We start from the raw sequence: 22,374 nt of genomic DNA, 5'->3' as shown, positions 1-22,374 counted from the left end.
CAGCGGGGGTTGTACTTACCGTCGTCGGATGAGCACGATGGGGCGTGTCCTCCGGCTTCGCTGACCTGACTGTCCAGGCGCACCACCTGGTGTCCGAAGGCGATCTCACCGGTGCCCAGCAACTGCTCGCCGACGCGCTGAGCGACGCCGACCCCCGTCCCGCCAACGCCTCCGCCGAGCTGGCCGAGGCCGCCGGCCTCCAGGCCCGGGTGCTCGTGGCCCTCGGCGAGCCGCACTCCGCGCGCGGCTGGGCCGCGTTCGCGTACGCGGCGGCCACCCGGCTGTTCGGGCGCTCCGACGAGCGCACGGTCACCGCCGCCGCGACCCTGGCCGCCGTGCTGCACCGGGTCGGCAGCGACGCCCGCGCCGCCCGGCTCTACTCCGACGTCATCATCGAGCTGACCGCCCGCGACGGGCCCGAATCGCAGCGGGTGCTGGCCGCGCACGCCGACCTGGCCACCGTGGAATATGCCCGCGGCCAGTGCGACGTGGCCCGCGACCGGCTGCAGGACGCCTGGGAGCTGCACCGCGAGGTCTACGGCGACGGCCACCCCAGCGGCATCAAGATGCTGGCCAAGCTCGGCGCCATGGAACGCGACTGCGGCGACTACGCCGAGTCCCACGAGCACCTCACGCTCGCCGAGGAGCTGTGCCGGGAGCACCTGGCCGCCGACGACCCGCTGGCTGCCCAGGTCGCCGGGCTGGTCCGGGCCGCCGCCGACCCGGACCACGTCTGCGCCGTGGCCGAGCCCCCGGCCCGCGAGACCCCGGTGGTGCCGGCCGCCCGTCGGCCGGCCGACCCGGACGGCGCCGGCCGGCGCCAGGGCGCGGTCCCGCCGCCCACCGAGGGGCCACCCGACCTGCCGCCCTACCAGCCGCCGACGCTCGACGACCCGGTCGAGACGCCGCTCTACCGCCCGCCCGACCGCGCCGAGGCGGCGCACGTGCCGACACCCCGCACCCCGCTCGAGGCCGACGACGAGGCGTTCGCGGACTACCCGTGGCCGCCCGACGAGCCGGCCGAGGAGCCCTGGCGGCCCGGGGAGAGCGCCCTGCCGCCGACCGTGGTGGGGCTGACCGACTCCGACCCGGCGGGCGTACGCGCGGTGCCGGGCGCCGGACCCGAGGCGCCGTCGCGCTACCTGCCGGTGCACGTGCCCCGGCCCCCGGCCGCCGAGCGCCGGACCACGCCGTGGCTGCCGCTCGTGGTGGCCGGGGTGGTGGTCGCGCTGCTGCTCGGCGTCATCGCCGTCATCGCCGGGGTGTCCCGGGTGGACGACCGGCGGGACACGCCGGGCCCCGCGCCGACCGGAAGTGCCTCCTCGGCCGGTCCCACCGCCGGCCCGTCGAGCGCCGCCCCGGCCGCCTCCCCCGGCACCCCGCCCGGGCGGCTCACCCTGACCGACCGGCGGGACAGCATCGTGCTGAGCTGGACCTACCCGGCCGGGGCCGAGGGCCCGGTCGTGGTCGCCGGGGGCCGTTCCGGGCAGCCGCAGCGGACCTTCCTGACCCTGCCGGCCGGCTCGGTCGACTACATCGCCTACGGCCTCGACCGCACCACCGACTACTGCTTCACGGTCGCGGTGGCCTGGTCCACCGACACGGTCGCCCGGACCGGCCCGGTCTGCACGAAACGACGCCGCTGACCGCCGGCTGCCGCCGTTTGCGCCGTAACGGCGGTGGGCCCGCCCCCGGTCTGTGACCCTGGCGGCGTGGGCACAGCACCGGAGGGCGAAGCCGTCGAGTTGAGAGTGCACGGCGTGTCCGGCGGGACCGCGGAGAAGATCCTCGACCATCCGATCGTGGACCGGGTCGCCGGGGACGGCCACGCGGGCTTCTACCGGCCGCGGCCGGGGGCCGGGGCGGCGGGCGGGGCCACCCCCGGGATCGCCGTCGAGGCGTACCGGTGGGGTGCGCTGACGGCCGGGGCCGCGGTGCGGACCGCGTCCATGCTGTTGCTGCTGCCGTTCATGCTGAGCAACCTGGCGGTCCGGCTGCGCCCGGCCGCCACCGGCCGGTCCCGCCTGTTCCGGGTGCTGTGCCGCCTGCTCGCCGGGACGCTGACCGCTGCCTTCGTGCTCTCCGTCGTCGGCGTGACGCTGGACCTGGTCGGCTGGCAGTGCGTGCCCTACGACGGGTGCCGCGCGAACCGCCCCTACCTGTCCTGGCTGGGTCACCTGCCGACCGGCCCCCGGCTGGCCCTGCTGGCCGTCGTCCCGCTGGTCGCGTTGCGCGTCGTCTGGGGCATCGGCGCACGGTCGACGCGGGCACTCGAGGGATTCCGCCCGCCCCAGCCGCATCTGGAGGCCGCCCGCGCGCCCGACCGCCTCGACGTACCGGGATTCTGGGACGACGAGCGGACGCCCGCCTGGCTGCGCCAGATCCACGTGGCGATCGGTGCCGGCACGCTGGACGCCAGCCTGCTCGCCGGGATCTCCGCGCCGGACGGTGTCGCCGGGCTGGTGCTGTTCGTCGCCGCCGCCGGCCTGATCGGGTGCGCGACGGTGCTGCTCTGCCTGCCCGTCCCGGCCACCCGGCGAGGGGTCCGCCGTGTGCTGCGCCCGCTGTCGACGGCCACCCTCGGGCTGAGCGCGCTGAGCCTCGGCTACGCCGCCCTGTCGCGCGACGTCCGGTCGCCACCCGGGCAACTGCCCGGCTACGAGGGCGCCGTCGGCGCCCTGCTCGGGGCGCAGGGCGTCCTGCTGGTGGTGCTGGCCCTCGTCACGATGACGCCCCGGGCGACCGGGAGCCGGACCGTCCTCGGCGGGCTCGGCATGCCCGTCGTGGCGGCGGCCTCGGTGACGATCGCCGGCGCCTTCGCCGCCACCCTGGTCTTCCGGGTCGCCGACTTCCTCGACCGTGGCTCCCTGCCCGGCCCGATCTGGCCGGACCCGCCGGGCGTCGCTCCCCTGGACCCGCCGGTCGCCTACTGGTGGGCCGCGCTGGCCGGCCTGGCCGCCCTGCTGATCACCACCGGCGCCGCCTGGCTCACGCTGGTGATCAGCCGGCGGCGGAGGCGGCGGCGCGCCGCCCGGATCGTCGAGCGGGACTACCCGGACGCCGCGCCCGGGGCGGTGTCCCGGCGCGACGTCGTCCGGGAGGCCATCGCCCGCTCCCACGTGACCGACGAGCTGGGCCCGATCCTCGTCACGTTCTTCGTGATGTCCTCGCTGGGGCTGGCCACCATCGCGTTCGACCTGATCGGGGTCGGGCCCACCCAGCTGGTCGCCCGGCTCACCCGGGACCCGGCGGAGACCACCCTGCTGACCGCGTACGTCACCGACGGCGGCGTCTGGCTCATCAGCCTGCTCGTCATCGGCCTCATGATCCTCGCCTTCCGTTCGTACCGGTCGGCGCAGACGCGCCGCACCGTGGCCGCGCTGTGGGACCTGGGCGACTTCTGGCCCCGCACCGTCCACCCCTTCGCGCCGCCCTGCTACGCGGCCCGGGCCGTGCCCGAACTCGCCCGGCGGGTGTCCGCGCTCGCCGCCCGCGGCAAGGTGGTCATCTCGGGACACAGCCACGGCTCGGTCCTGGCCGCGGCCACGATCCTGCAACTGCCGCCGGACGCCCTGCGCCATGTGGCGCTGCTGACCCACGGGTGCCCCCTGAGCCGGCTCTACACCCGCCTCTACCCCGCCTACCTCGGCCCCGGGACGCTGTGCGACCTGGGCGACCGGCTCGACTGGCGGTGGCGGAACCTGTGGCGGGACACGGATCCCGTCGGTGGGCCCGTCTTCACCCAGCCGAAAGACGGGCCGGCGGCGTGTGGCGGCCCGTCGTCCGGATCCGTCGACATCCGGCTCCGCGACCCGGTCAACCTGGCGATCGACCCGGCGGACACCGTGCCGCCGCCGCTGGAACGGCACTGGCCGTACCACACCCGGACGGCGTACCAGACCGCCGTGCGCGCGCTCGCCGACCGGATCGGCTGACGCCGGTTCAGTCCACCTCGGGGTCGGCCAGCGCCGGCAGGCGCACCGTCACCCGCAGCCCTGGCGCACCCGTCTCCGGCGCGGCGTCGGCCAGCTCGACGGCGCCGCCGGCCCGGCGGACCAGCTCCCGCACGATGGCCAGGCCCAGGCCGGCGCCGCCGGCGTCGCGCGCCCGGGCGTCGTCCAGCCGGGTGAAGCGGGCGAAGACCCGCTCCCGGTCCGCCGCAGGGATGCCCGGCCCGTCGTCGGTCACCGTGACCAGGTGGTACGCCGAGCCGCCCCGCTGCCGGGGCACCAGCGGGTCGGCGTGCGGGCCGGTGACCGCGAGCCGCACCTCGCCGTGCGCGTGCCGCAGCGCGTTCTCCACCAGGTTGACCAGCACCCGGCGCAGCTCCCCCGGGTCCCCCTCGGTCCAGAGCGGGCCGGGCGGCGGCGTGTGGCGCAGGGGCGGGGACGGGTAGCGCTCGGCCACCCCGCGCAGCAGCTCGCCCAGCTCCACCGGGCCGACCGTTCGCGGCGCGGGACGGTCCGGCCGGGCGGCCTGCTCGTCGAGGCGGGCCAGCAGCAGCAGGTCGTCGACGAGCCGGCTGAGCCGCTCGGTGTCGGCGAGCAGGTTCTCCGCCACCCCCGGCCAGTCGGTCCCGTCGCCCAGCCGCCGGGCCACCTCCAGCTCGGTGCGCATGTTCGTCACGGGGCTGCGCAGCTCGTGCGCGGCGTCGGCGACGAACGCCCGCTGCCGGTCCCGGGACGCGGCCAGCCGGTCCAGCATGTCGTTGAGGGTCACCGCCAGCCGCTGGATCTCGTCCCGCCCGGCCGGCACGGGCAGCCGCTCCGCCCCGGCGCGGCCGGTGATCTCGGCGGCCCCGCTGCGCAGCGCCTCCACCGGGCGCAGGGTCGCCCCCACCACCCGCCAGGCCACCACGGCCAGCCCGGCCACCAGCAGCGGGAAGCCGACCAGCAGCAGGTTCCGGACCACGTGCAGGCTGTGCCGGACGTCGGACATCGACTTGGCCACCAGCACGGTGAGCGGCTCGTCCGGGGTGCCCGCCGGCACGGTCACCACCCGGACCGGGCCGGTCAGGCCGACCCGCCGCCCGTCCACCACCAGCCGCTGGCGCTCCCCGGCACGCAGCTGGTCGGCGCCGAGCATCGGCACCAGCCGGTCGGCGTCGATGGAGGCGGCCCGGATCCGGCCCTGACCGTCGACCACCTGGACGCGGAGCTGGCCGCCGGCCACCGGCAGCGGATCGGGCAGCGCGTCCTCGGCGGCCAGCAGCGCGACGGCGTCCGCAGTGCGCAGCGCCTCGGCGTCGACGGACCGCTGCAACGTCCAGCCGAGCGCGCCGAGCAGCAGCGCCCCGCCGAGCGCGAACCCGAGGACCAGCCCGAGCACCCCGAGCGCGAGCAGCCGGGACCGCAGCCCGAGGTCCGGCAGGAACGCGCTGAGCCGGCGCCTCATGTGGCCAGCCGGTAGCCAGCGCCGCGGACCGTCTCCAGCCGGTCCCGGCCGATCTTGCGGCGCAGGTAGCCGACGTAGACCTCGACCGCGTTCGGGGCGGTCTCCACCGCGGCGTCCCAGACGTGGTCCAGCAGCTCGGTCTTGGAGACCACCTCGCCGGGGCGGCGCATCAGGTAGGCGAGCAGGGCGTACTCGCGGGCGGTCAGGGCCACCTCGGCGTCGGACCGGGTCACCCGCCGCCGCGCCGGGTCCAACCGCAGGTCGCCGACCGCGAGCACGGCCGGGCGCTCCGGCGCGCCGCGGCGCAGCAGCGCCCGCAGTCGGGCCAGCAGCACCACGTACGAGAAGGGCTTGGTGAGGTAGTCGTCGGCCCCGCAGTCCAGACCGTCGGCCTGGTCGTACTCGCCGTCCTTGGCCGAGAGCATCAGCACCGGCAGCCAGCGCTCCTCGGCGCGCAGCCGGCGCACCACCTCGTAGCCGGAGAGGCCGGGAAGCATCACGTCGAGGATCATCGCGTCGTAGTCGCCGTGCCGGGCGGCGTCCAGCCCGCCGGGGCCGGTGGACTCGACGTCCACCACGAACCCCTCGGCCTGCAGACCCCGCCGCAGCGACGCGGCGAGCCGCGTCTCGTCCTCCACCACCAGCACACGCACGGGGTCAAGGGTGCCATCCGGTGACACCCCCTAGGGAATCTCCTCAGCGCTCTCACAGCGACCCTGGTGCAGCATCTACCGTCAGGAGGTGCACACCATGTCCGTACTGAAGAACCGCGCCGTGCTCCGCTGGCTGGTCCCGGTGACCGCGGGGGTCGCCGTGATCGGGGGCGGCGCCGCCGTCGGCACGTTCGCCGCCGGGGCCGACCCGGCGCTGCCGCCGCGTACCGCCGCCCAGCTCCTGGAGGACCTGCGGACGTCCCGCCTCGACGGGCTCTCCGGCACCGTCGTGCAGCGGGCCGACCTGGGGCTGCCGCCGATCGCCGGGCTGATCGGGCAGGCCGCCGGGAACGAGCTGGCCAGCCTGGTCAGCGGCACCCACACGCTGCGCGTCTGGTACGCCGGCCCGGAGCGGCAGCGGCTCGCCCTCGTCGACACGCTGGGTGAGCGGGACGTGCTGCGCGACGGGCGCGACGTCTGGACCTGGGACAGCCGGGCCAACAGCGCGTCGCACCGGAAGCTGCCGGCGGACGCGAAGGACGTCGAATCCGCCCCGGCCACGCCGGCCGACGCCGCCGACCGGGCCCTCGAGGCGATCGACCCGAGCACCGCGGTCACCGTCGGCCGCTCCGCCACCGTCGCCGGGCGCAGCGTGTACGAGCTGGTGCTGACCCCGCGCGACCGGGACTCGTTGGTGCACCAGGTGCGGATCGCGCTGGACGCGAAGGAGCACGTGCCGCTGCGCTTCGAGGTGCTCGCCGACGGGGTGGACGAGCCGGCGTTCGAGGTGGCGTTCACCCAGGTCGACTTCCGTACCCCGGACGCCGACCAGTTCCGGTTCAACCCGCCGCCCGGCGTGACGGTCAAGGAGGCGCCGGCGGGCGACGAGCGCGGGCCGGCCAGCCGGCAGCGCCCGGAGCAGGGCGAGGACGGGCCGGACGTGCGTACCGTCGGGACCGGCTGGACCACCGTGCTGGTGGCGAAGCTCGACGTGGCCGGCGCGCCCGGCGCGAAGCCCGGCGCTGAGCCCGGCGCGAAGCCGGGGCCGGACGCCGACATGGTGGCGAAGGTGCTCGGCGGGCTGCAGCGGGTCAGCGGCGACTGGGGCAGCGGCCGGCTGCTCTCCGGCAAGCTGTTCAGCGTGCTGCTCACCGACGACGGCCGGGTGGTGGCCGGCCTCGTACGACCGGAGCGGCTGTACGAGGCGGCGAAGGGCTGAGATCCCGCAAGCGGGCCTGTCGGGGTCCGGTCGGCGCTTGCCGGCCGGGCCCCGCTCTCGTGTGCCAGCCGGTGGTGTGACGTGGTCGCGGACGGCCGGCGGGGCTTGGTCCGGCAGGCTGCCGCGCGGTATCTTTCTCAGTTCAAACACAAAAAGGAATGGCTCCGAAAGCCATTCCTGCCGCAATTCTAGGCGATGAGGAGCCGGCTTGTCAACGCACTCCGACGTGTCGGGTGAGCTGCACCAGGACGACGAGATCGGTAGCGAGCAGAAGTACGTCTCGATGCTCTACGACCGGCTGGACGGCATGCGGGACCAGGCCGCCCGGCGGCTCACCGAGGAGCTGCGCACCACCGGCGGCACCCAGCAGGCCCGGTCGCAGCGCGACCACACCGTGCGGATGTACGCCGAGCAGGTCGAGCAGTTCTCCGCGGTGGAGGCCGGCCTCTGCTTCGGCCGCCTCGACGGCGACGACGACTCGTGCCGCTACATCGGCCGGATCGGCATCTTCGACGCCTCCGGCGACTACGACCCGCTGCTGATCGACTGGCGCGCCCCGGCCGCCCGCGCCTTCTACCTGGCCACCGCCGCCAGTCCGCAGGGCGTGCGCCGGCGCCGGCACCTGCGTACGCGGGAGCGGAAGGTCACCGGGCTCAACGACGAGGTGCTGGACATCGCCGCCGCCTCCCCCACCGCCCACGAGGAGGTGACGGGCGAGGCGTCGCTGCTCGCCGCGCTGAACGCCGGGCGTACCGGGCGGATGCGCGACATCGTGGAGACCATCCAGGTCGAGCAGGACCGGATCATCCGGGCCGACCTGCCCGGCGTCATGGTGGTGCAGGGCGGGCCGGGCACCGGCAAGACCGCGGTGGCGCTGCACCGGGCCGCGTACCTGCTCTACACCCACCGGCAGCAGCTCTCCACCCGGGGCGTGCTGCTGGTCGGGCCCAACCCCACCTTCCTGCGCTACATCTCCCAGGTCCTGCCGGCGCTGGCCGAGACGGGCGTGCTGCTGCGTACCCAGGCCGACCTCTTCCCCGGCGTGCACGCCCGGCGCACCGAGCCGGCGACGACCGCGGCGCTGAAGGGCCGTGCCGTGCTGGCCGAGGTGCTGGCCAACGCCGTGCGGGACCGGCAGTGGGTGCCGGACGAGCCGCTGGAGATCGAACTGCCCCAGCGGGAGGTCCTCACGCTCGACCCGGAGACCGTCCGCCAGGCGCGGGAGCGGGTCCGCCGCACCGGCCGCCCGCACAACCTGGCCCGGGCGCTGTTCGACATCGAGATCGTGCACGCGCTCGCCGACCAGGTGGCCGAGCGGATCGGCGCCGACCCGCTCGGCGGGGAGAACCTGCTCTCCGAGGCCGACCGGGCGGAGATTCGCCGTGAGCTGCGCGACGAGCCGGAGATCCGGGCGGCGCTGGACGAGCTGTGGCCGGTGCTCACCCCGCAGCGGCTGCTCGCCGACCTGTTCGCCTCGCCGGAGCGGATCGCCGCCGCCGCGCCGATGCTGACCGGCGAGGAGCGGGCCGCGCTGCACCGGGAGCCGGGCGGCTGGACGCCGGCCGACGTGCCGCTGCTGGACGAGGCGGCCGAGCTGCTCGGCGAGGACGAACGCGCCGCCGCGGCCCGCCGGGAGCGGATCCGCGCCCTGGAACGCGAGTACGCCGAGGGCGTGCTGGAGATCTGGCGGGGTTCCCGTTCGATCGACGTCGAGGACGAGGCGGACGGCGGCGAGATCCTCGGCGTCACCGACCTCATCGACGCGGGCCGGCTCTCCGAGCGGCAGGAGGAGGCCGACCGGCTCACCACCGCGCAGCGTGCCGCCGCCGACCGCACCTGGGCCTTCGGGCACGTGATCGTCGACGAGGCGCAGGAGCTGTCGCCGATGGCCTGGCGGCTGCTGATGCGCCGGTGCCCGAGCCGGTCGATGACCATCGTGGGGGACGTGGCGCAGACCGGCGCGCTCGCCGGCACGCCGTCGTGGCAGGAGGCGCTGGCGCCGTACGTGGCGGACCGGTGGCGGCTGGAGGAGCTGACCGTCAGCTACCGCACCCCGGCCGAGATCATGGCGGTCGCCGCCGAGGTGCTGGCCGAGATCGACCCGGCGCTGCGCCCACCCCGCTCCGTACGCGCCACCGGCGTGCCGCCGTGGGACCGCGCGGTCCCGGCGGACCGGCTCACCGCGGAGCTGGTGGAGGCGACCGCGCGGGAGGCGGCCGGGCTGGCCGACGGCCGGCTCGGGGTGATCGTGCCCGCCGGCCGGGTGGCCGAGCTGGGGGCGGCGGTCGTCGCCGCGTTGCCGGAGGCGACCGTCGGCGAGCAGCCGGAGCTGGCGAACCGGGTGGTGGTGCTCACCACCGAGCAGGCCAAGGGCCTGGAGTTCGACTCGGTGCTGGTGGTGGACCCGGACCGGATCGTCGCCGAGTCCCCGCGCGGCCACAGCGACCTCTACGTCGCCCTCACCCGCGCGACCCAGCGCCTCGGCATCCTCCGCACCTCCTGACGACGGAGGGGGCGGCCCAAGCCGCCCCCTCCGTTCGCCTGCCCGGCGTCAGCCTGGGTTGGCCTGGTCGTTGGTGAAGTTGCCGACCTGGCTGCCGGACGACGAGGCGTCGCTGGTGGAGCCGCCGGCCGGGGTGCTCAGGCCGCCGGTGGTGGCGTCGCCCGTGGTGGTCGGCGCCACCCTGCCCCGGTGCTGCTCCGGTTGCCGGGCCACCCGGCGGACGCTGGCCGGACCGGCGGTGCCGCCGGTCGTGGTGACCGCGCCCTGGCCCCGGGTGGGGCCGCCGTCGCGCAACACGTTCGGGTCTACCGGGGCGTGCGCCGGGTCGTCGGGATCCTCCTCCTGGATGACCCGGAGCACGTCGGTCTGCGGCACGGTGACCTCGTCCAGCGCGCCCTCGCCGTAGACACCGCCGGCGATCCGCTCCTCGGCCCGCCGGGCGGCCTGCTGCCGCATGTCGTCCTCACGCACGTGAACCACCTCGCAGGTTTCTCGGGATCCTCGTTGCGTGCCCGTCGGCCGGCGGCTGAAACCGGCCGGCCCGCCCGGCCGGCAGCGGCGCCGGTTACCTGCCCGGATGTCGGGTTCCGGTGAGCCCGGCGAGTGCTCCTATTCGGCCGCGGGGCGGCGTTACCTCGCCGGGGCCAGGGGTAGACGGAGGGTGCCCCCGCCACAGTGCGCGAACCGTGCCGTGGCCGACCTGCGGCAGCGGGGCGGGTGGTGTGCAGAGAACGACTCATCAAATCCTGAGGAGGACCAGATGAGCACGCAGGCTGCATCCGCGAGGCCGATGAACCGGCCGGCACAGGACATGTCCAACCGGGCCGGGATGCAGGAGACGCCGACCCGCCCGATGCCGATGATGCAGGACGGTCACCGGCAGGCGATCCAGTCGCCCGGCACGGAGACCAAGCCGTCGTTCGCGACGACCGAATTCTGGGTCTACGTCGCGTCCGTGGCAGCCGTGCTGGTGGCGTCCTACCTGGTCGGCAAGAACTCGGTCGGGGTGGACATCTTCCGCGCACCGCAAGCCTGGTTCTTCATCACGCTGCTGACCATCGGTTACCTCGGTAGCCGCGGTCTGGCCAAGGCCGGAAGCAACTTCCGCAGCGGTGAGGAGCGCAAGGCCCGGCACTGACCGGAGCCACTCCTGAGACGACGATGCCCCCGGGGATTCACCCCCGGGGGCATCGTCGCGTGTGGTCACTCCCCGCCGAAGTCCCCGAAGTCGCCCTCGAAGGCGTCCTCGATCAGCTCACCGGCGACCAGGCCGCCCGCCACACCGAGCGCGGCACCCGCCACCATGCCGGAGCCACGGTGGCCGTGGTGCCCGCGCGGGGCACCGAAGCCGTGCGCGCGCAGGTTGCCGTAGCGCGAGGTCGTCTCCCGCAGCCAGCCGTCGACGACCTGGACCCAGTCGGTGCGGCCCGCGTCGCTGTGCGGGACGGCGTAGCGCCCGAAGGCGTCGTGCCCGGGGGTCAGGAAGCCGCCGCGCTTGTCGCACTCCAGGATCACCTCGACGCCCTGCTGGCTGGTGACGAAGGTCAGCTCGACCTCGTTGGTCACCTGCGCGTACTGGGGTGCGGCGTGGAACTCGATCTCCTGGTAGAAGGGCAGCGTCTGCTGCACCCCGCGGATGTGGCCGCGCTCCAGGTCGGCGTGCTTGAAGCGGAAGCCGAGGGCCTGGAAGGCGTCGAGGATGCGCTCGTGGATGGGCAGCGGGTGCACGGCGACCTGGTCCAGGTCGGACTTGTCCACGGCCCGGGCCACCGCCAGCTCGGTGCGCAGGCCCATGGTCATGCCGTGCAGCCGCTGGCCGTACACGTCGGTGACCGGGGTTTCCCACGGCACCGGGAGCTGGAACGGGATGGACAGCTGCTGCTTCGGGGCCAGCTGCAGGGGGCCGCTCACCGACATCCGGTGGAACTCCATGACGCCCGCGTATTCCGTGTCGCCGCTCTCGATCTCGACCCGGGTGACCAGGCCGACGGTGATCTGCTCGATGCTGGCCGGCGCGTCGCCGCCGACCAGGTTGACGTGCCCGTCCAGGGTCAGGCCCGGCCGGGTGTTGGGGTTGGTCAGCACGGTGTCGACGCTCGGGCCGCCCACGCCGAACGCGCTCAACATCTTCTTGAAGACCATCGCCACTCCGCTTCCACCGTCGGCGCGCTCCACCCTGGAGCGCAAGGGCCACGAAGGGGACCCTAACCTGGGCGCCTGTGAAGTGCCTGAAAGTCAGGGCCGTCAGTCGACGTCGACCACGACCAGCTCACCCACCTGCTCGCCGATCTGCCGGCGCCCCTCCGGTGGCAGCCCGGCGTCGGTGACGAGCAGGTCGGCGTCCTCCAGGGGAGCGATGGTGGCGATGCCGATGGTCTCCCACTTCGTGTGGTCGGCGAGCACGACGAGCCGCCGGGCCGCGCCGATCAGCCGCCGGTTGACGGCCGCCTCCAGCAGGTTGGGGGTGGTGAACCCGGTACGCGGGCTCATGCCGTGGACGCCGAGGAAGAGCAGGTCGACGTTGAGGGCGGCGATGGCCGCCTCGGCCACCGGCCCGGTCAGCGCGTCGGAGGGTGTACGGATGCCGCCGGTGAGCACGACGGTCTGGTCGGCGCGCGGGTTCTGGTAGAGGGCGTCGGCCACCGGGATCGAGTTGGTGACCACGGTCAGCCCCCGCACGTCGGCGAGCCGGGCGGCCAGGGCGGCCGTGGTGGTGCCGGCGGAGAGCGCGATGGCCATGCCGGGCTCGACCAGGCCGGCGGCCCGCTCGACGATGGCCCGCTTCTCGGCCTGCTGCCGGATCGACTTGGCCGCGAAGCCCGGCTCCTCGGCCGAGCCGGGGCCGGCCAGCGTCGCTCCCCCGTGGACCTTGTCGACCAGGCCCCGCTCGGCGAGCACCTCAAGGTCCCGCCGGATGGTCATGTCCGACACCCCGAAGCGGCTGACCAGGTGGCTGACCCGGACGCCGCCGCGCTGGCGGATCAGCTCCAGGATGGCGCTCTGCCGTTGCTGGGCGAGCATCGGACCTCCTTCAGGCGCGGCACGGTACGCGGGATCAGGCGGCCTCGGGACGGGCCGAGGGTTCCTCGCGGACCACCGCCACCTCCCCCGCCGGAACCACCAGCTCGCCGTCGCACCGGCCGCCGCCGAGGAGTTCAGCCCCGGTGGCCGCCAGCCGGGCCTCGACCCCGGTGTGGTTGATGACGAACAGCCAGCTCCGGTCGCCGGACCGGCGGCGGACCACCTCCACCCCCTCCGGCGCCCGCACGGCCGGGCCGGCGCCGGCCTCGGCGAGCAGCCGGGCGACCAGCCGGTCGGTGGCCGCCTGGTCGAGCCGGGTGCCGAGGTACCAGGCCGCGCCCGCGCCGACGGCGTGCCGGGTCAGCGCCGGCACGCCGGGCAGCGGCCCGTCGGCGTACACGGCGAGCACCTCGGCGCCCTCGGTGTGCAGCCACTCGGTCCACACGTCGGCGGTCGTGCCGTCGTCGAGGTGGACCGACTCGCCCTCCCGGAGCGGGAAGAACTCCTCGGTGCGTACGCCGAGCAGGTCGCGGAAGGCGCCCGGGTAGCCGCCGAGCCGGATGTGGTCGTGCTCGTCGACGATGCCGCTGAAGTAGGTGACCAGCGCGGTCCCGCCCGCCTCGACGTAGCGGCGCAGCGCGTCGGCGTCAGCGTCGCGCACCAGGTAGAGGGTGGGCACCAGGACCAGCCGGTAGCGGGACAGGTCGGTGGACGGGTGCACCACGTCGGCGGTGACCCCGGCCCGCCAGAGCGCGCCGTGCAGCGCGGTGAGCCGGTCGGCGTAGGTCACGTCGACGCTGGGGTGGGAGTCGAGTTCGGCGCCCCACCAGGCCTCGTAGTCGAAGAGGACGGCGACGTCGGCGTCGACCCGGCTGCCGCGCACCTCGGCGAGGGCCGCGAGGTCCGCGCCGAGCCGGCAGACCTCGCGGAACACCTTGGTCTCCGGGCCGGCGTGCGGGACCAGCGCGGAGTGGAACTTCTCGGCGCCGGCACGGGAGGCCCGCCACTGGAAGAACAGCACCCCGTCGGCGCCGCGCGCCACGTGGGCGAGGCTGTTGCGGCGCAACTGCCCGGGGGTCTTGGCGACGTTGCGCGGCTGCCAGTTGACGGCGCTGGTGGAGTGCTCCATGAGCAGCCAGGGACCGCCGCCGGCGACGCCCCGGGTGTGGTCGGCGGCCAGCGCGAGCCCGACCTGCGGCTGCGGGTCGGCGGCGGTGAGGTAGTGGTCGTTGGCGACCAGGTCCACGTCGGCGGCCCACGAGTGGTAGTCGAGGTACTTGATGCCAGTGCCGATCATGAAGTTCGTGGTGACCGGCTGGGTGGTGAGCCGGGTCAGCACCTCCCGCTCGGCGCGCAGCTGGGCGCGCTGCTCGTGGGAGGAGAAGCGCAGGAAGTCCAGCTGCTGGGTGGGGTTGGCGAACGTCGGGGCGCTCCGCGGTGGGTTGACCTCGGCCCAGTCGTGGTAGCGCTGGCTCCAGAACGCGGTGCCCCAGGCGGCGTTCAGGGCGTCCAGGTCGCCGTAGCGCTCGCGCAGCCAGCCGCGGAACGCCTCGGCGCTGACGTCGCAGTAGCAGTGCACGTTGTGGCAGCCCAACTCGTTGGAGACGTGCCACATGACGACGGCCGGGTGGTCGGCGTACCGGCCGGCGACGGCCTCGACCAGGGCGAGCGAGCGCTCCCGGAACACCGGTGAGGTGGGGCAGTACGCCTGCCGCCCGCCGGGCCAGAGGATCGTGCCGTCGGCGCGGCGGGGCAACGTCTCCGGATGGCGGTGGGCCAGCCAGGGCGGTGGGCTGGCCGTGGCGGTGGCGAGGTCGACGCTGATCCCGCCGGCGTGCAGCAGGTCGAGCGCCCGGTCCAGCCAGCCGAACTCGAAGCGGCCGGGAGCGGGTTCCAGCAGGGCCCAGGAGAAAATCCCGACCGAGACGAGGTTGACCCCGGCCCGGCGCATCAGCTCGACGTCCTCGACCCAGACCTCCTCGGGCCACTGCTCCGGGTTGTAGTCGGCGCCGTACCAGATCTGCTCGCCGTGCCAGTTCCGCATGACAGCAGAGAGTGCCGCCGAACGCCACCCAAGTCAACACTTTCCAACATCGACAGAAATTCCAACGTTTACCTTGTCCCGCCGTTGTCACAACTGGGTTATCGCTGTCCTTCCGACCTCTTGACAGCGCCGAAGCAAGGGGTAGCTTCAACCGCCACCGGCTGTTTGTGTTCGGACGTGTGGATTCACGGTGGATCTACGCCGGCCGGCATGAACACCTATCCCCGCCACCGATCACGGCCCTTGGGCGCAGCGCACCTCTTCCACGCAGGAGGCACAATGTCCCGTCCCCGTACCGAAGCCGAGTACCTCGCCCGACTCGTACCCCCGTCCGTCGCCGGCCTGAACCGCCGCTCGCTGCTCGCCGGCGCGGCCGGCGCGGGCACGCTGCTGGGCACGGGACTGCTCGCCGGCTGCGGCTCCGACTCCGACTCCGGCGCCGGCTCGAAGACCGTGTCGATCGGCTCGAACGCCTCGGACCCCACGCCGAAGGACGTCCTCGCCAAGCTGGCGGCCGGCTTCCAGAGCAAGTCCGGGGTCACCGCCAGCATCAACACGGTCGACCACAACACGTTCCAGGAGAACATCAACAACTACCTGCAGGGCAAGCCGGACGATGTGTTCACCTGGTTCGCCGGCTACCGGATGCGGTTCTTCGCCGCCAAGGGCCTGGCCGGCGACGTCAGCGACGTCTGGGGCAAGCTCTCCGGGTTCTCCGACGCGTTCAAGAAGGCGTCCACCGGCGACGACGGCAAGCAGTACTTCGTGCCGGCGTCCTACTACCCGTGGGCCGTCTTCTACCGCAAGTCGGTGTGGCAGCAGCGCGGCTACCAGGTGCCGAAGACGCTCGACGAGTTCAACACGCTCGGCGCGCAGATGAAGAAGGACGGCCTCAACCCGATCGCCTTCGCCGACAAGGACGGCTGGCCGGCGATGGGCACCTTCGACATCCTCAACCTGCGGATCAACGGCTACCAGTTCCACGTCGACCTGATGGCCGGCAAGGAAGCGTGGACCTCCGACAAGGTGAAGAAGGTCTTCGACACCTGGGCGGGCCTGCTGCCGCTGCACCAGCCGGACGCCCTGGGCCGGACCTGGCAGGAGGCGGCCCAGTCGCTGCAGCAGAAGAAGAGCGGCATGTACCTGCTCGGCCTCTTCGTCGCCCAGCAGTTCAACGAGAACGAGCAGGACGACATCGACTTCTTCACGTTCCCCGAGATCGACTCCACCATCGGGGCCAAGGCCCTGGACGCGCCGATCGACGGCTACATGATGGCCCGCAAGCCGAAGTCCGAGGCCAACGCCAAGAAGCTGCTGGAGTACATCGGCGGCGTCGACGCCGCGAACATCATGGTGAAGGGCGACCCCGGCACCCTGGTGGCCAACACGGGCGGGGACACCAGCGGCTACACCGCGCTGAAGAAGAAGGCCGCCGAACTGGTCGGCTCGGCCACCGAGATCGCCCAGTTCCTCGACCGGGACACCCGGCCGGACTTCGCCTCGACCGTCATGATCCCGGCGTTGCAGCAGTTCATCAAGGACCCGAAGGACATCGGCGGGCTGCTCACCAGCATCGAGAACCAGAAGAAGTCGATCTTCACCAGCTGACGGCGGAAGGGGGAGGACAGCCATGTCCGACCTGCCCCTGATCCAAGCGGATCGCGCCGTGCCGCCGCCGGCCGCGACCACCACCACCCGTGGTCGCGGCCGCCGGCTACGGCTCCTGTCCGGCACCGACCGCGTGGTGATCACGCTGATGGTGCTGGTGCCCCTGCTGCTCGTCGTCGGCCTGGTCTGGCTGCCGGCGGGAGCGACCGTGCTGCTCTCCGGCACCAACTGGGACGGCATCGGCCCGCTGGGCGAGATCGACTGGGTCGGTCTGAAGAACTACGACGACGTGGTCAACATCTACCCGCCGTTCGTGCCGGCCGTGCAGAACAACCTGCTCTGGCTGGCCGCGCTGTTCGTGGTGGCCACCCCGTTCGGGATGTTCCTCGCCGTGCTGCTGGACAAGGAGCTGCGCGGCAGCCGGTTCTACCAGACCGCGCTCTACCTGCCGGTGGTGCTCTCGCTGGCGCTGATCGGCTTCGTCTGGCAGCTCATCTACAGCCGCGACCAGGGCCTGCTCAACGCGCTGCTCGGCACCCAGACCGACTGGTACGGAGACCCGAACGTCAACATCTGGGCGGTGCTGTTCGCCGCCGGCTGGCGGCACGTCGGCTACATCATGCTGCTCTACCTGGCCGGCCTGAAGGGCGTCGACCCGTCGCTGCGCGAGGCCGCGGCCGTGGACGGCTCCTCCGAGGCCAGCACGTTCTTCCGGGTGGTCTTCCCGGTGATGCGACCCATCAACATCATCGTGCTGGTGGTGACGGTGATCGAGTCACTGCGCGCCTTCGACCTGGTCTGGGTCATCAACAAGGGCCGCAACGGCTTGGAGCTGATCTCCGCCCTGGTCACCCAGAACGTGGTGGGCGAGGCCAGCCGGATCGGCTTCGGCTCGGCGCTGGCGACCATCATGCTGGTCGTCTCCCTGGTCTTCATCACCCTCTACCTGTTCACCGTGATGCGGGAGGACCGGCGATGAGCAGCGCGACCCTGACCCGCGCCAACGACACCGCGGCGCCGCCCGCCCGCCGCCGGCCGCTGCGGCCGGCCCGGGTGGTCCTGCACGTCTTCCTCGCCGCCGTGGCGGTCGGCTGGCTCTTCCCGATCCTCTGGGCGGTGCTGACCTCGCTGCGCTCGTACGAGTACACGGCCACCCACGGCTACGTCTCGCTCGGCGGCTGGACCCTCGACAACTACGTCACCGCGTGGCGGACCGCCGAGTTCGGCAAGCACTTCCTCAACTCGGTCTACATCACGGTGCCGGCGGTGCTGCTGACCCTCTTCCTCGCCTCGTGCGTGGCGTTCGTGATCGCCCGGTTCAGCTGGAAGTTCAACATCGCGCTGCTCGGCCTCTTCACGGCGGCGAACCTCCTGCCGCAGCAGGCCCTGCTCATCCCGCTGTTCCGGATGTTCACCGAGATCCCGCTGCCGGCCTTCCTGAGCGACTCGGAACTGCTCTACGACAGCTACTGGGGGCTGATCCTGGTCAACGTCGCCTTCCAGTGCGGCTTCTGCGTCTTCGTGCTGAGCAACTACATGAAGGCCCTGCCACACGAGCTGTACGAGGCGGCCATGGTGGACGGGGCCAGCGTCTGGCGGCAGTACTGGCAGGTGACCATGCCGCTGTGCCGGCCGGCCCTGGCCGCGCTGGCGACGCTGGAGGTGACCTGGATCTACAACGAGTTCTTCTGGGCCACCGTGCTGATGCGCACCGGCGACAAGTTCCCGGTGACCAGCTCGCTGAACAACCTGCGCGGCGAGTTCTTCACCGACAACAACCTCGTCTCGGCCGGCTCGGTGCTGGTCGCCATCCCCACCCTGGTGATCTTCTTCCTGTTGCAGAAGCAGTTCGTCCGGGGCCTCACCCTGGGAGCCAGCAAGGGATGACCATCGTCCACCTGCGCCGCGCGCGGGCCAGCCTGGTGCTCGACGCGCGCGGCCCCGGCCTGCCCCGGGTCGTGCACTGGGGCGCCGACCTGGGCCCGCTGACCGCCGACGACCTGCCCGCGCTGGTCGACGCCACCGTCCCGCCGGTGGTGCCGAGCAGCTTCGACGCGCCGACCGTGCTGTCGCTGCTGCCCGAGGCGAGCGCCGGCTGGAGCGGCCGCCCGGGCCTGGCCGGGCACCGGGACGGCCGGGACTGGTCGACCGCCTTCCGCCTGGCCGGGGTGGACGTCGCCGACGACGCCCCGGAACCGGGCCGCGTGACCGGAGGCGGGGAGGCTGTCCGCGTATCCGAGGAGGAGCGGGACCGCGGCGGGGCCGGGGCCGCGCGGGTGACCGTGCGGGCCGCGGACCCGGGCGCCGGGCTGTCGCTGACCGTCGAGATCACCCTGACCGCCGCGGGGCTGCTCACCGTGCGGCACCGGCTGTGCAACGACGGCGACCGGCCCTACGAGGTACGCGAGCTGACGCCGGTGCTGCCGGTGCCGGCGGTCGCCACCGAACTGCTCGACCTGACCGGTCGCTGGTGCCGGGAGCGCACGCCGCAGCGGCACCCGTGGCCGATGGGCGCCTGGGTGCGCGAGGGGCGGCACGGCCGGACCGGGCACGACGCCACCCTGCTGCTGGTCGCCGGCACCGCCGGGTTCGGCTTCGGGCACGGCGAGGTGTGGGCCGTGCACACGGCGTGGAGCGGTGACCACGTCACGGTGGCCGAGCGCCGGCCGACCGGCGAGGCCACCCTGGGCGGCGGTGAGCTGCTCGCCCCCGGCGAGATCGTGCTCGGGCCGGGCGAGGAGTACGCCACTCCCCTGCTCTACGCGGTGCACTCCGCCGATGGACTGGACGGGCTCAGCGACGTGCTGCACACCCACCTGCGGGCCCGCCCGGAGCACCCGCGCGGCCCGCGCCCGGTGACGTTGAACGTGTGGGAGGCGGTCTACTTCGACCACGACCTGGACCGGCTGAAGGGTCTGGCCGACCGGGCCGCCGAGGTGGGCGTGGAACGCTTCGTGCTGGACGACGGCTGGTTCCGCGGCCGGCGGCACGACCGGGCCGGGCTCGGCGACTGGTGGGTCGACGACGAGGTCTGGCCGGGCGGGCTGCAACCGCTCATCGACCACGTCCGCAAGCACGGCATGCAGTTCGGGCTGTGGGTCGAACCGGAGATGGTCAACCCGGACTCGGACCTGTTCCGGGCCCACCCGGACTGGGCGCTCCAGGCACCCGGCCGGCTGCCGCCCGAGTGGCGGCACCAGCAGGTGCTCGACCTGGCGCACCCGGACGCGTACGCGCACTTGCTCGGCCGGCTGGACGCCGTGCTGAGCGAGCACGACGGCATCGCGTACCTGAAGTGGGACCACAACCGGGACCTCACCGAGGCCGGGCACGGCGGCCGGCCGGGCGTGCACGCGCAGACGGTCGCCGTCTACCGGCTCCTCGACGACCTGCGCGCCCGGCACCCCGGCGTGGAGATCGAGAGCTGCTCCTCCGGTGGCGCCCGGATCGACCTGGAGATCCTGCGCCGCACCGACCGGGTCTGGGCGAGCGACTGCAACGACGCCCTGGAGCGGCTGTCGATCCAGCGCTGGACCGGCCTGCTGCTGCCGCCGGAGCTGGTCGGCACCCACATCGGACCGGAGCGCTCGCACACCACCCACCGGGTGCACGACCTGGGCTTCCGGGCGGTCACGGCGCTCTTCGGTCACCACGGCATCGAGTGGGACATCAGCGGGATCGGCGCGGCCGAGCGGGCCGAACTCGCCGCCTGGGTGGCGTTGCACAAGCGGCTCCGCCCGCTGCTGCACGGTGGCCGGGTGGTCCGGGTCGACCACCCGGACCCGGCCGTCCAGGCCCACGGCGTGGTCGCCCACGACGGCTCCCACGCGGTGTACGCGGTGTCCCGGCTGACCACGTCGGTGGCGCAGGTGCCGGGCGTGGTGCGGCTGCCGGGGCTGGACCCGGCGCGGCGCTACCGGGTGCGGCCGCCAGCCGGGGTGCCGGAACCGGCACTGCTGGAACTGGCGCCGCCGGCCTGGCTGGCCACGGGCGGCGGGGTGACGCTGAGCGGGTCGGTGCTGGGTTCGGTGGGACTTCAGCTGCCCGCCCTGCACCCGGAGCAGGCGCTGCTGCTGGAGGTCGGCTCGGTCGAGTGAGGATCGGGTGCGGGTGTCGAAGCCGGGGGACGACACCCGCACCCGGAGCCCATCGTCAGGCGGGCGGGCGATCGGTCCACTCGGTGGTGAGGGTGAACATCCTGCCCTCCGGGGCCGTGATCCGGGCCCCGTCGGCCGTGACGAAGAAGTTGGTCCTGCGGATGCGGGCGGTGGCCGGGTCGACCACCAGCCGGGCCGCCCAGTCCGCGTCCAGGCGGATCAGCAGGCCCTCCCCGCCCTCGGTCGCCCCGGTGCTGGTCACCTCGGGGTACCCACCGACGGCCTGGAAGGCGGCGGCGCGGACCTTGGGAGGCGCGGGCAACTGCGCGATCAGGGACAGCAGTCCGTCGAAGACCATCTGCTCCCGCATGGCCGCGTCCGGCCGGCCGGCGCTCGTCCGGATGTCGCTGTCGCGCACGAGCTCGCCGATCCGCTCCTTCAGCGCCGCCGGCTCGGTCGGTAGCCGCTGAAGTTCGTCGAAGCTGACCTGGGGGCCACCCAGGCGGAACGGTACGGGTCCGGCCAGTTCGAGAACCTTGCCGCCGGTCTTGCCGCCGCGTACCCAGGTCCGGCCGTCACGCCGGGTCCAGCTCTCCGACCGCCAGTCGGGGGCCTCGGTCCGCAGGTACCAGTAGGCACCGGAACCGGCCGGGGTCCTTCCCGCGGTGGTTGCGGCGGCGAGCAGGATCTGGTGGCCGGCCGGGCCCGTCCCGACCGGGGCGGAACGGCCCCCAGCGATCGGGGCGGCAGCTTCGGGGCCGGCGGCACCGATCACCACCACGGCGGCGGTCGCCGCGGCGGCCGCGGTCAACGCCGAGGCCAGGATCAGCCGGCGCCGCGGTCGGCGCCGTGGAACCCGCCCAGCCGGGGGTCGGTGAGGGTGGATCTGGGTCATCACGAACTCCTGGATCAACCGATGGCGGTCGCCCGGCAGGTCCCGCTCCGCCGGGGCCGGCAGCAGGCCGGCCAGATCGCTACGTACGTCTCTCGCGTCGGCATTCATCGGGCCTTCTCCTGAGCGAACCGGACCGCGATCGTGCGGTCGACCGGTATCTGTCCACGGCTCACGGCGGGTTCCCGGATCTCCCCGGACGGCTGGAGCTTCCCGGCGGTGACGAGCTTCCGCAGCTTGCCGCGGGCCCGGGACAGCCGGGACCGCACCGTCCCGACCGGCACGCCGAGCGCGGCCGCCGCCTCGGCGTAGTCGAGCCCGGACCAGACGCAGAGCGCGACCACCTCGCGCTCCGGCTGGCGCAGGGCGGCCAGAGCGGTACGGACCTGGGCGAGCCGTTCCCGGTCCCGGAGACGGCCGACCACCTCCTCGGCGAAGTCCGGCACCACCTCCGGCGGAGGCAGCCGGGCCAGCGCCCCGGCGTGTCGGCGGGCGGCGCGGCGCACGTTGCGCGCGACGTTGGTGGCGATGCCGAGCAGCCAGGGCCGCAGCGAACCGGCCTCGCCGTCGACGTCCACCCGCTCCCGCAGCCGCCAGGCCTCCAGGAAGGTCAACGACACCACGTCCTCGGCCACCGACCAGGCACCGGTCAACCGGAATCCGTGGTTGTAGATCGACCGGGCGTGGTCGTCGAACAGCTCCCGGAACACGTCGGGGTCGCCGGAGCGGATCCGGGCGCGCGCACTCATCTCCACATGTCACACCTGTCCGCTCGGCCGCCGCGGTTCCCGACGAGATTCTTCATCAAGAACCGTCCCGGCCCAGCGACGAGGACTGACCGGGCGCAGCAACCGAGAGCCACCACACCTGCCTACCGCGTGGTATCGGAATCGGCTCGGAAATTCCGGGCGCCGGGCCGTCCGCAGTGGGCACACTCGCGTCC

General features: G+C 73.8%; 17 protein-coding genes. 9 read left to right on the top strand and 8 right to left on the bottom strand.

Translation table 11 applies throughout. The features are described from left to right. The first annotated feature begins 44 nt into the window (after window positions 1-44). On the top strand, window positions 45-1,646 hold the full coding sequence (locus ACQP12_RS08940; RefSeq protein WP_433286530.1) for a tetratricopeptide repeat protein: 1,602 nt from the start codon (window positions 45-47) through the stop codon (window positions 1,644-1,646). Between the two features lie 66 nt (window positions 1,647-1,712). After that, window positions 1,713-3,935: a hypothetical protein gene (locus ACQP12_RS08935; RefSeq protein WP_433286528.1), complete on the top strand. Its 2,223-nt coding sequence runs from the start codon at window positions 1,713-1,715 to the stop codon at window positions 3,933-3,935. 7 nt (window positions 3,936-3,942) lie between these two features. Here ACQP12_RS08935 and ACQP12_RS08930 read toward each other — a convergent pair whose 3' ends face one another. Both ACQP12_RS08930 and ACQP12_RS08925 read right to left on the bottom strand, forming a co-directional pair. After that, window positions 3,943-5,394, bottom strand: coding sequence for a sensor histidine kinase (locus tag ACQP12_RS08930; RefSeq protein ID WP_357942476.1), 1,452 nt, complete (start codon window positions 5,392-5,394; stop codon window positions 3,943-3,945). Then, a complete protein-coding gene (locus ACQP12_RS08925) occupies window positions 5,391-6,047 on the bottom strand; it encodes a response regulator transcription factor (RefSeq protein WP_357942474.1) in 657 nt (218 codons plus the stop codon). The genes ACQP12_RS08930 and ACQP12_RS08925 overlap by 4 nt, the downstream gene beginning before the upstream one ends. A 97-nt stretch (window positions 6,048-6,144) precedes the next feature. On the opposite strand from ACQP12_RS08925, the gene ACQP12_RS08920 reads away from it, so the two are divergent. After that, window positions 6,145-7,266, top strand: coding sequence for a LolA family protein (locus ACQP12_RS08920; protein ID WP_433286525.1), 1,122 nt, complete (start codon window positions 6,145-6,147; stop codon window positions 7,264-7,266). 283 nt (window positions 7,267-7,549) lie between these two features. Then, window positions 7,550-9,769 carry a HelD family protein gene (locus tag ACQP12_RS08915; protein ID WP_433289190.1) on the top strand — a complete coding sequence of 740 codons (2,220 nt, stop codon included), beginning with the start codon at window positions 7,550-7,552 and terminating at the stop codon, window positions 9,767-9,769. 48 nt (window positions 9,770-9,817) lie between these two features. Here the strand turns inward: ACQP12_RS08915 and ACQP12_RS08910 are convergent, their stop codons facing one another. Further along, on the bottom strand, window positions 9,818-10,240 hold the full coding sequence (locus ACQP12_RS08910; RefSeq protein ID WP_262284383.1) for a hypothetical protein: 423 nt from the start codon (window positions 10,238-10,240) through the stop codon (window positions 9,818-9,820). A gap of 289 nt (window positions 10,241-10,529) precedes the next feature. On the opposite strand from ACQP12_RS08910, the gene ACQP12_RS08905 reads away from it, so the two are divergent. Continuing rightward, window positions 10,530-10,907, top strand: a complete 378-nt coding sequence (locus tag ACQP12_RS08905) for a hypothetical protein (RefSeq protein WP_357942467.1) — start codon at window positions 10,530-10,532, stop codon at window positions 10,905-10,907. A gap of 65 nt (window positions 10,908-10,972) precedes the next feature. Here the strand turns inward: ACQP12_RS08905 and ACQP12_RS08900 are convergent, their stop codons facing one another. From ACQP12_RS08900 to ACQP12_RS08890, 3 genes are all read right to left on the bottom strand, one after another. Then, window positions 10,973-11,911, bottom strand: a complete 939-nt coding sequence (locus tag ACQP12_RS08900) for a sporulation protein (RefSeq protein WP_433286523.1) — start codon at window positions 11,909-11,911, stop codon at window positions 10,973-10,975. A gap of 102 nt (window positions 11,912-12,013) precedes the next feature. After that, complete coding sequence (locus ACQP12_RS08895; RefSeq protein WP_357942463.1) at window positions 12,014-12,790, bottom strand: DeoR/GlpR family DNA-binding transcription regulator; 777 nt, start codon at window positions 12,788-12,790, stop codon at window positions 12,014-12,016. 34 nt (window positions 12,791-12,824) lie between these two features. Then, the gene (locus ACQP12_RS08890) at window positions 12,825-14,834 is read right to left on the bottom strand and encodes a beta-galactosidase (RefSeq protein ID WP_433286519.1); all 2,010 of its coding nucleotides are present in this window, start codon (window positions 14,832-14,834) and stop codon (window positions 12,825-12,827) included. A gap of 279 nt (window positions 14,835-15,113) precedes the next feature. Between ACQP12_RS08890 and ACQP12_RS08885 the strand changes: the two genes are divergently transcribed. From ACQP12_RS08885 to ACQP12_RS08870, 4 genes are read left to right on the top strand one after another with little or no spacing between them, the layout of a single operon-like run. Then, complete coding sequence (locus ACQP12_RS08885) at window positions 15,114-16,442, top strand: ABC transporter substrate-binding protein (protein ID WP_433286517.1); 1,329 nt, start codon at window positions 15,114-15,116, stop codon at window positions 16,440-16,442. 22 nt (window positions 16,443-16,464) lie between these two features. Continuing rightward, the gene (locus ACQP12_RS08880) at window positions 16,465-17,421 is read left to right on the top strand and encodes a carbohydrate ABC transporter permease (protein WP_433286515.1); all 957 of its coding nucleotides are present in this window, start codon (window positions 16,465-16,467) and stop codon (window positions 17,419-17,421) included. Continuing rightward, on the top strand, window positions 17,418-18,329 hold the full coding sequence (locus tag ACQP12_RS08875; protein WP_433286513.1) for a carbohydrate ABC transporter permease: 912 nt from the start codon (window positions 17,418-17,420) through the stop codon (window positions 18,327-18,329). The genes ACQP12_RS08880 and ACQP12_RS08875 overlap by 4 nt, the downstream gene beginning before the upstream one ends. Further along, window positions 18,326-20,539: an alpha-galactosidase gene (locus ACQP12_RS08870; protein ID WP_433286511.1), complete on the top strand. Its 2,214-nt coding sequence runs from the start codon at window positions 18,326-18,328 to the stop codon at window positions 20,537-20,539. Before ACQP12_RS08875 ends, ACQP12_RS08870 begins: the two co-directional genes overlap by 4 nt. Before the next feature lie 55 nt (window positions 20,540-20,594). Here ACQP12_RS08870 and ACQP12_RS08865 read toward each other — a convergent pair whose 3' ends face one another. Together ACQP12_RS08865 and ACQP12_RS08860 are read right to left on the bottom strand one after the other, a co-directional pair. Continuing rightward, window positions 20,595-21,542 (bottom strand): CU044_5270 family protein, encoded by a 948-nt coding sequence (locus ACQP12_RS08865; protein WP_433286509.1) that lies wholly within the window; start codon window positions 21,540-21,542, stop codon window positions 20,595-20,597. Beyond that, window positions 21,539-22,180, bottom strand: coding sequence for an RNA polymerase sigma factor (locus tag ACQP12_RS08860; RefSeq protein WP_433286507.1), 642 nt, complete (start codon window positions 22,178-22,180; stop codon window positions 21,539-21,541). The genes ACQP12_RS08865 and ACQP12_RS08860 overlap by 4 nt, the downstream gene beginning before the upstream one ends. Between the last annotated feature and the right edge of the window lie 194 nt (window positions 22,181-22,374).

The sequence above is a fragment of the Micromonospora sp. CA-244673 genome (assembly GCF_050948395.1).
Classification (GTDB): Bacteria; Actinomycetota; Actinomycetes; order Mycobacteriales; family Micromonosporaceae; genus Micromonospora.
The sequence above is the reverse complement of the archived record's forward strand: the minus strand, read 5'-3'. Positions and strand labels throughout refer to the sequence as shown.

What these genes read in the sequence shown, in the direction of transcription:
- ACQP12_RS08930 (WP_357942476.1), bottom strand. Translation starts at nt 5,394, where the DNA reads ATGAGGCGCCGGCTCAGCGCGTTCCTGCCGGACCTCGGGCTGCGGTCC.
- ACQP12_RS08920 (WP_433286525.1), top strand. Translation starts at nt 6,145, where the DNA reads ATGTCCGTACTGAAGAACCGCGCCGTGCTCCGCTGGCTGGTCCCGGTG.
- ACQP12_RS08915 (WP_433289190.1), top strand. Translation starts at nt 7,550, where the DNA reads ATGCTCTACGACCGGCTGGACGGCATGCGGGACCAGGCCGCCCGGCGG.
- ACQP12_RS08905 (WP_357942467.1), top strand. Translation starts at nt 10,530, where the DNA reads ATGAGCACGCAGGCTGCATCCGCGAGGCCGATGAACCGGCCGGCACAG.
- ACQP12_RS08900 (WP_433286523.1), bottom strand. Translation starts at nt 11,911, where the DNA reads ATGGTCTTCAAGAAGATGTTGAGCGCGTTCGGCGTGGGCGGCCCGAGC.
- ACQP12_RS08895 (WP_357942463.1), bottom strand. Translation starts at nt 12,790, where the DNA reads ATGCTCGCCCAGCAACGGCAGAGCGCCATCCTGGAGCTGATCCGCCAG.
- ACQP12_RS08890 (WP_433286519.1), bottom strand. Translation starts at nt 14,834, where the DNA reads ATGCGGAACTGGCACGGCGAGCAGATCTGGTACGGCGCCGACTACAAC.
- ACQP12_RS08885 (WP_433286517.1), top strand. Translation starts at nt 15,114, where the DNA reads ATGTCCCGTCCCCGTACCGAAGCCGAGTACCTCGCCCGACTCGTACCC.
- ACQP12_RS08880 (WP_433286515.1), top strand. Translation starts at nt 16,465, where the DNA reads ATGTCCGACCTGCCCCTGATCCAAGCGGATCGCGCCGTGCCGCCGCCG.
- ACQP12_RS08875 (WP_433286513.1), top strand. Translation starts at nt 17,418, where the DNA reads ATGAGCAGCGCGACCCTGACCCGCGCCAACGACACCGCGGCGCCGCCC.
- ACQP12_RS08870 (WP_433286511.1), top strand. Translation starts at nt 18,326, where the DNA reads ATGACCATCGTCCACCTGCGCCGCGCGCGGGCCAGCCTGGTGCTCGAC.
- ACQP12_RS08865 (WP_433286509.1), bottom strand. Translation starts at nt 21,542, where the DNA reads ATGAATGCCGACGCGAGAGACGTACGTAGCGATCTGGCCGGCCTGCTG.
- ACQP12_RS08860 (WP_433286507.1), bottom strand. Translation starts at nt 22,180, where the DNA reads ATGAGTGCGCGCGCCCGGATCCGCTCCGGCGACCCCGACGTGTTCCGG.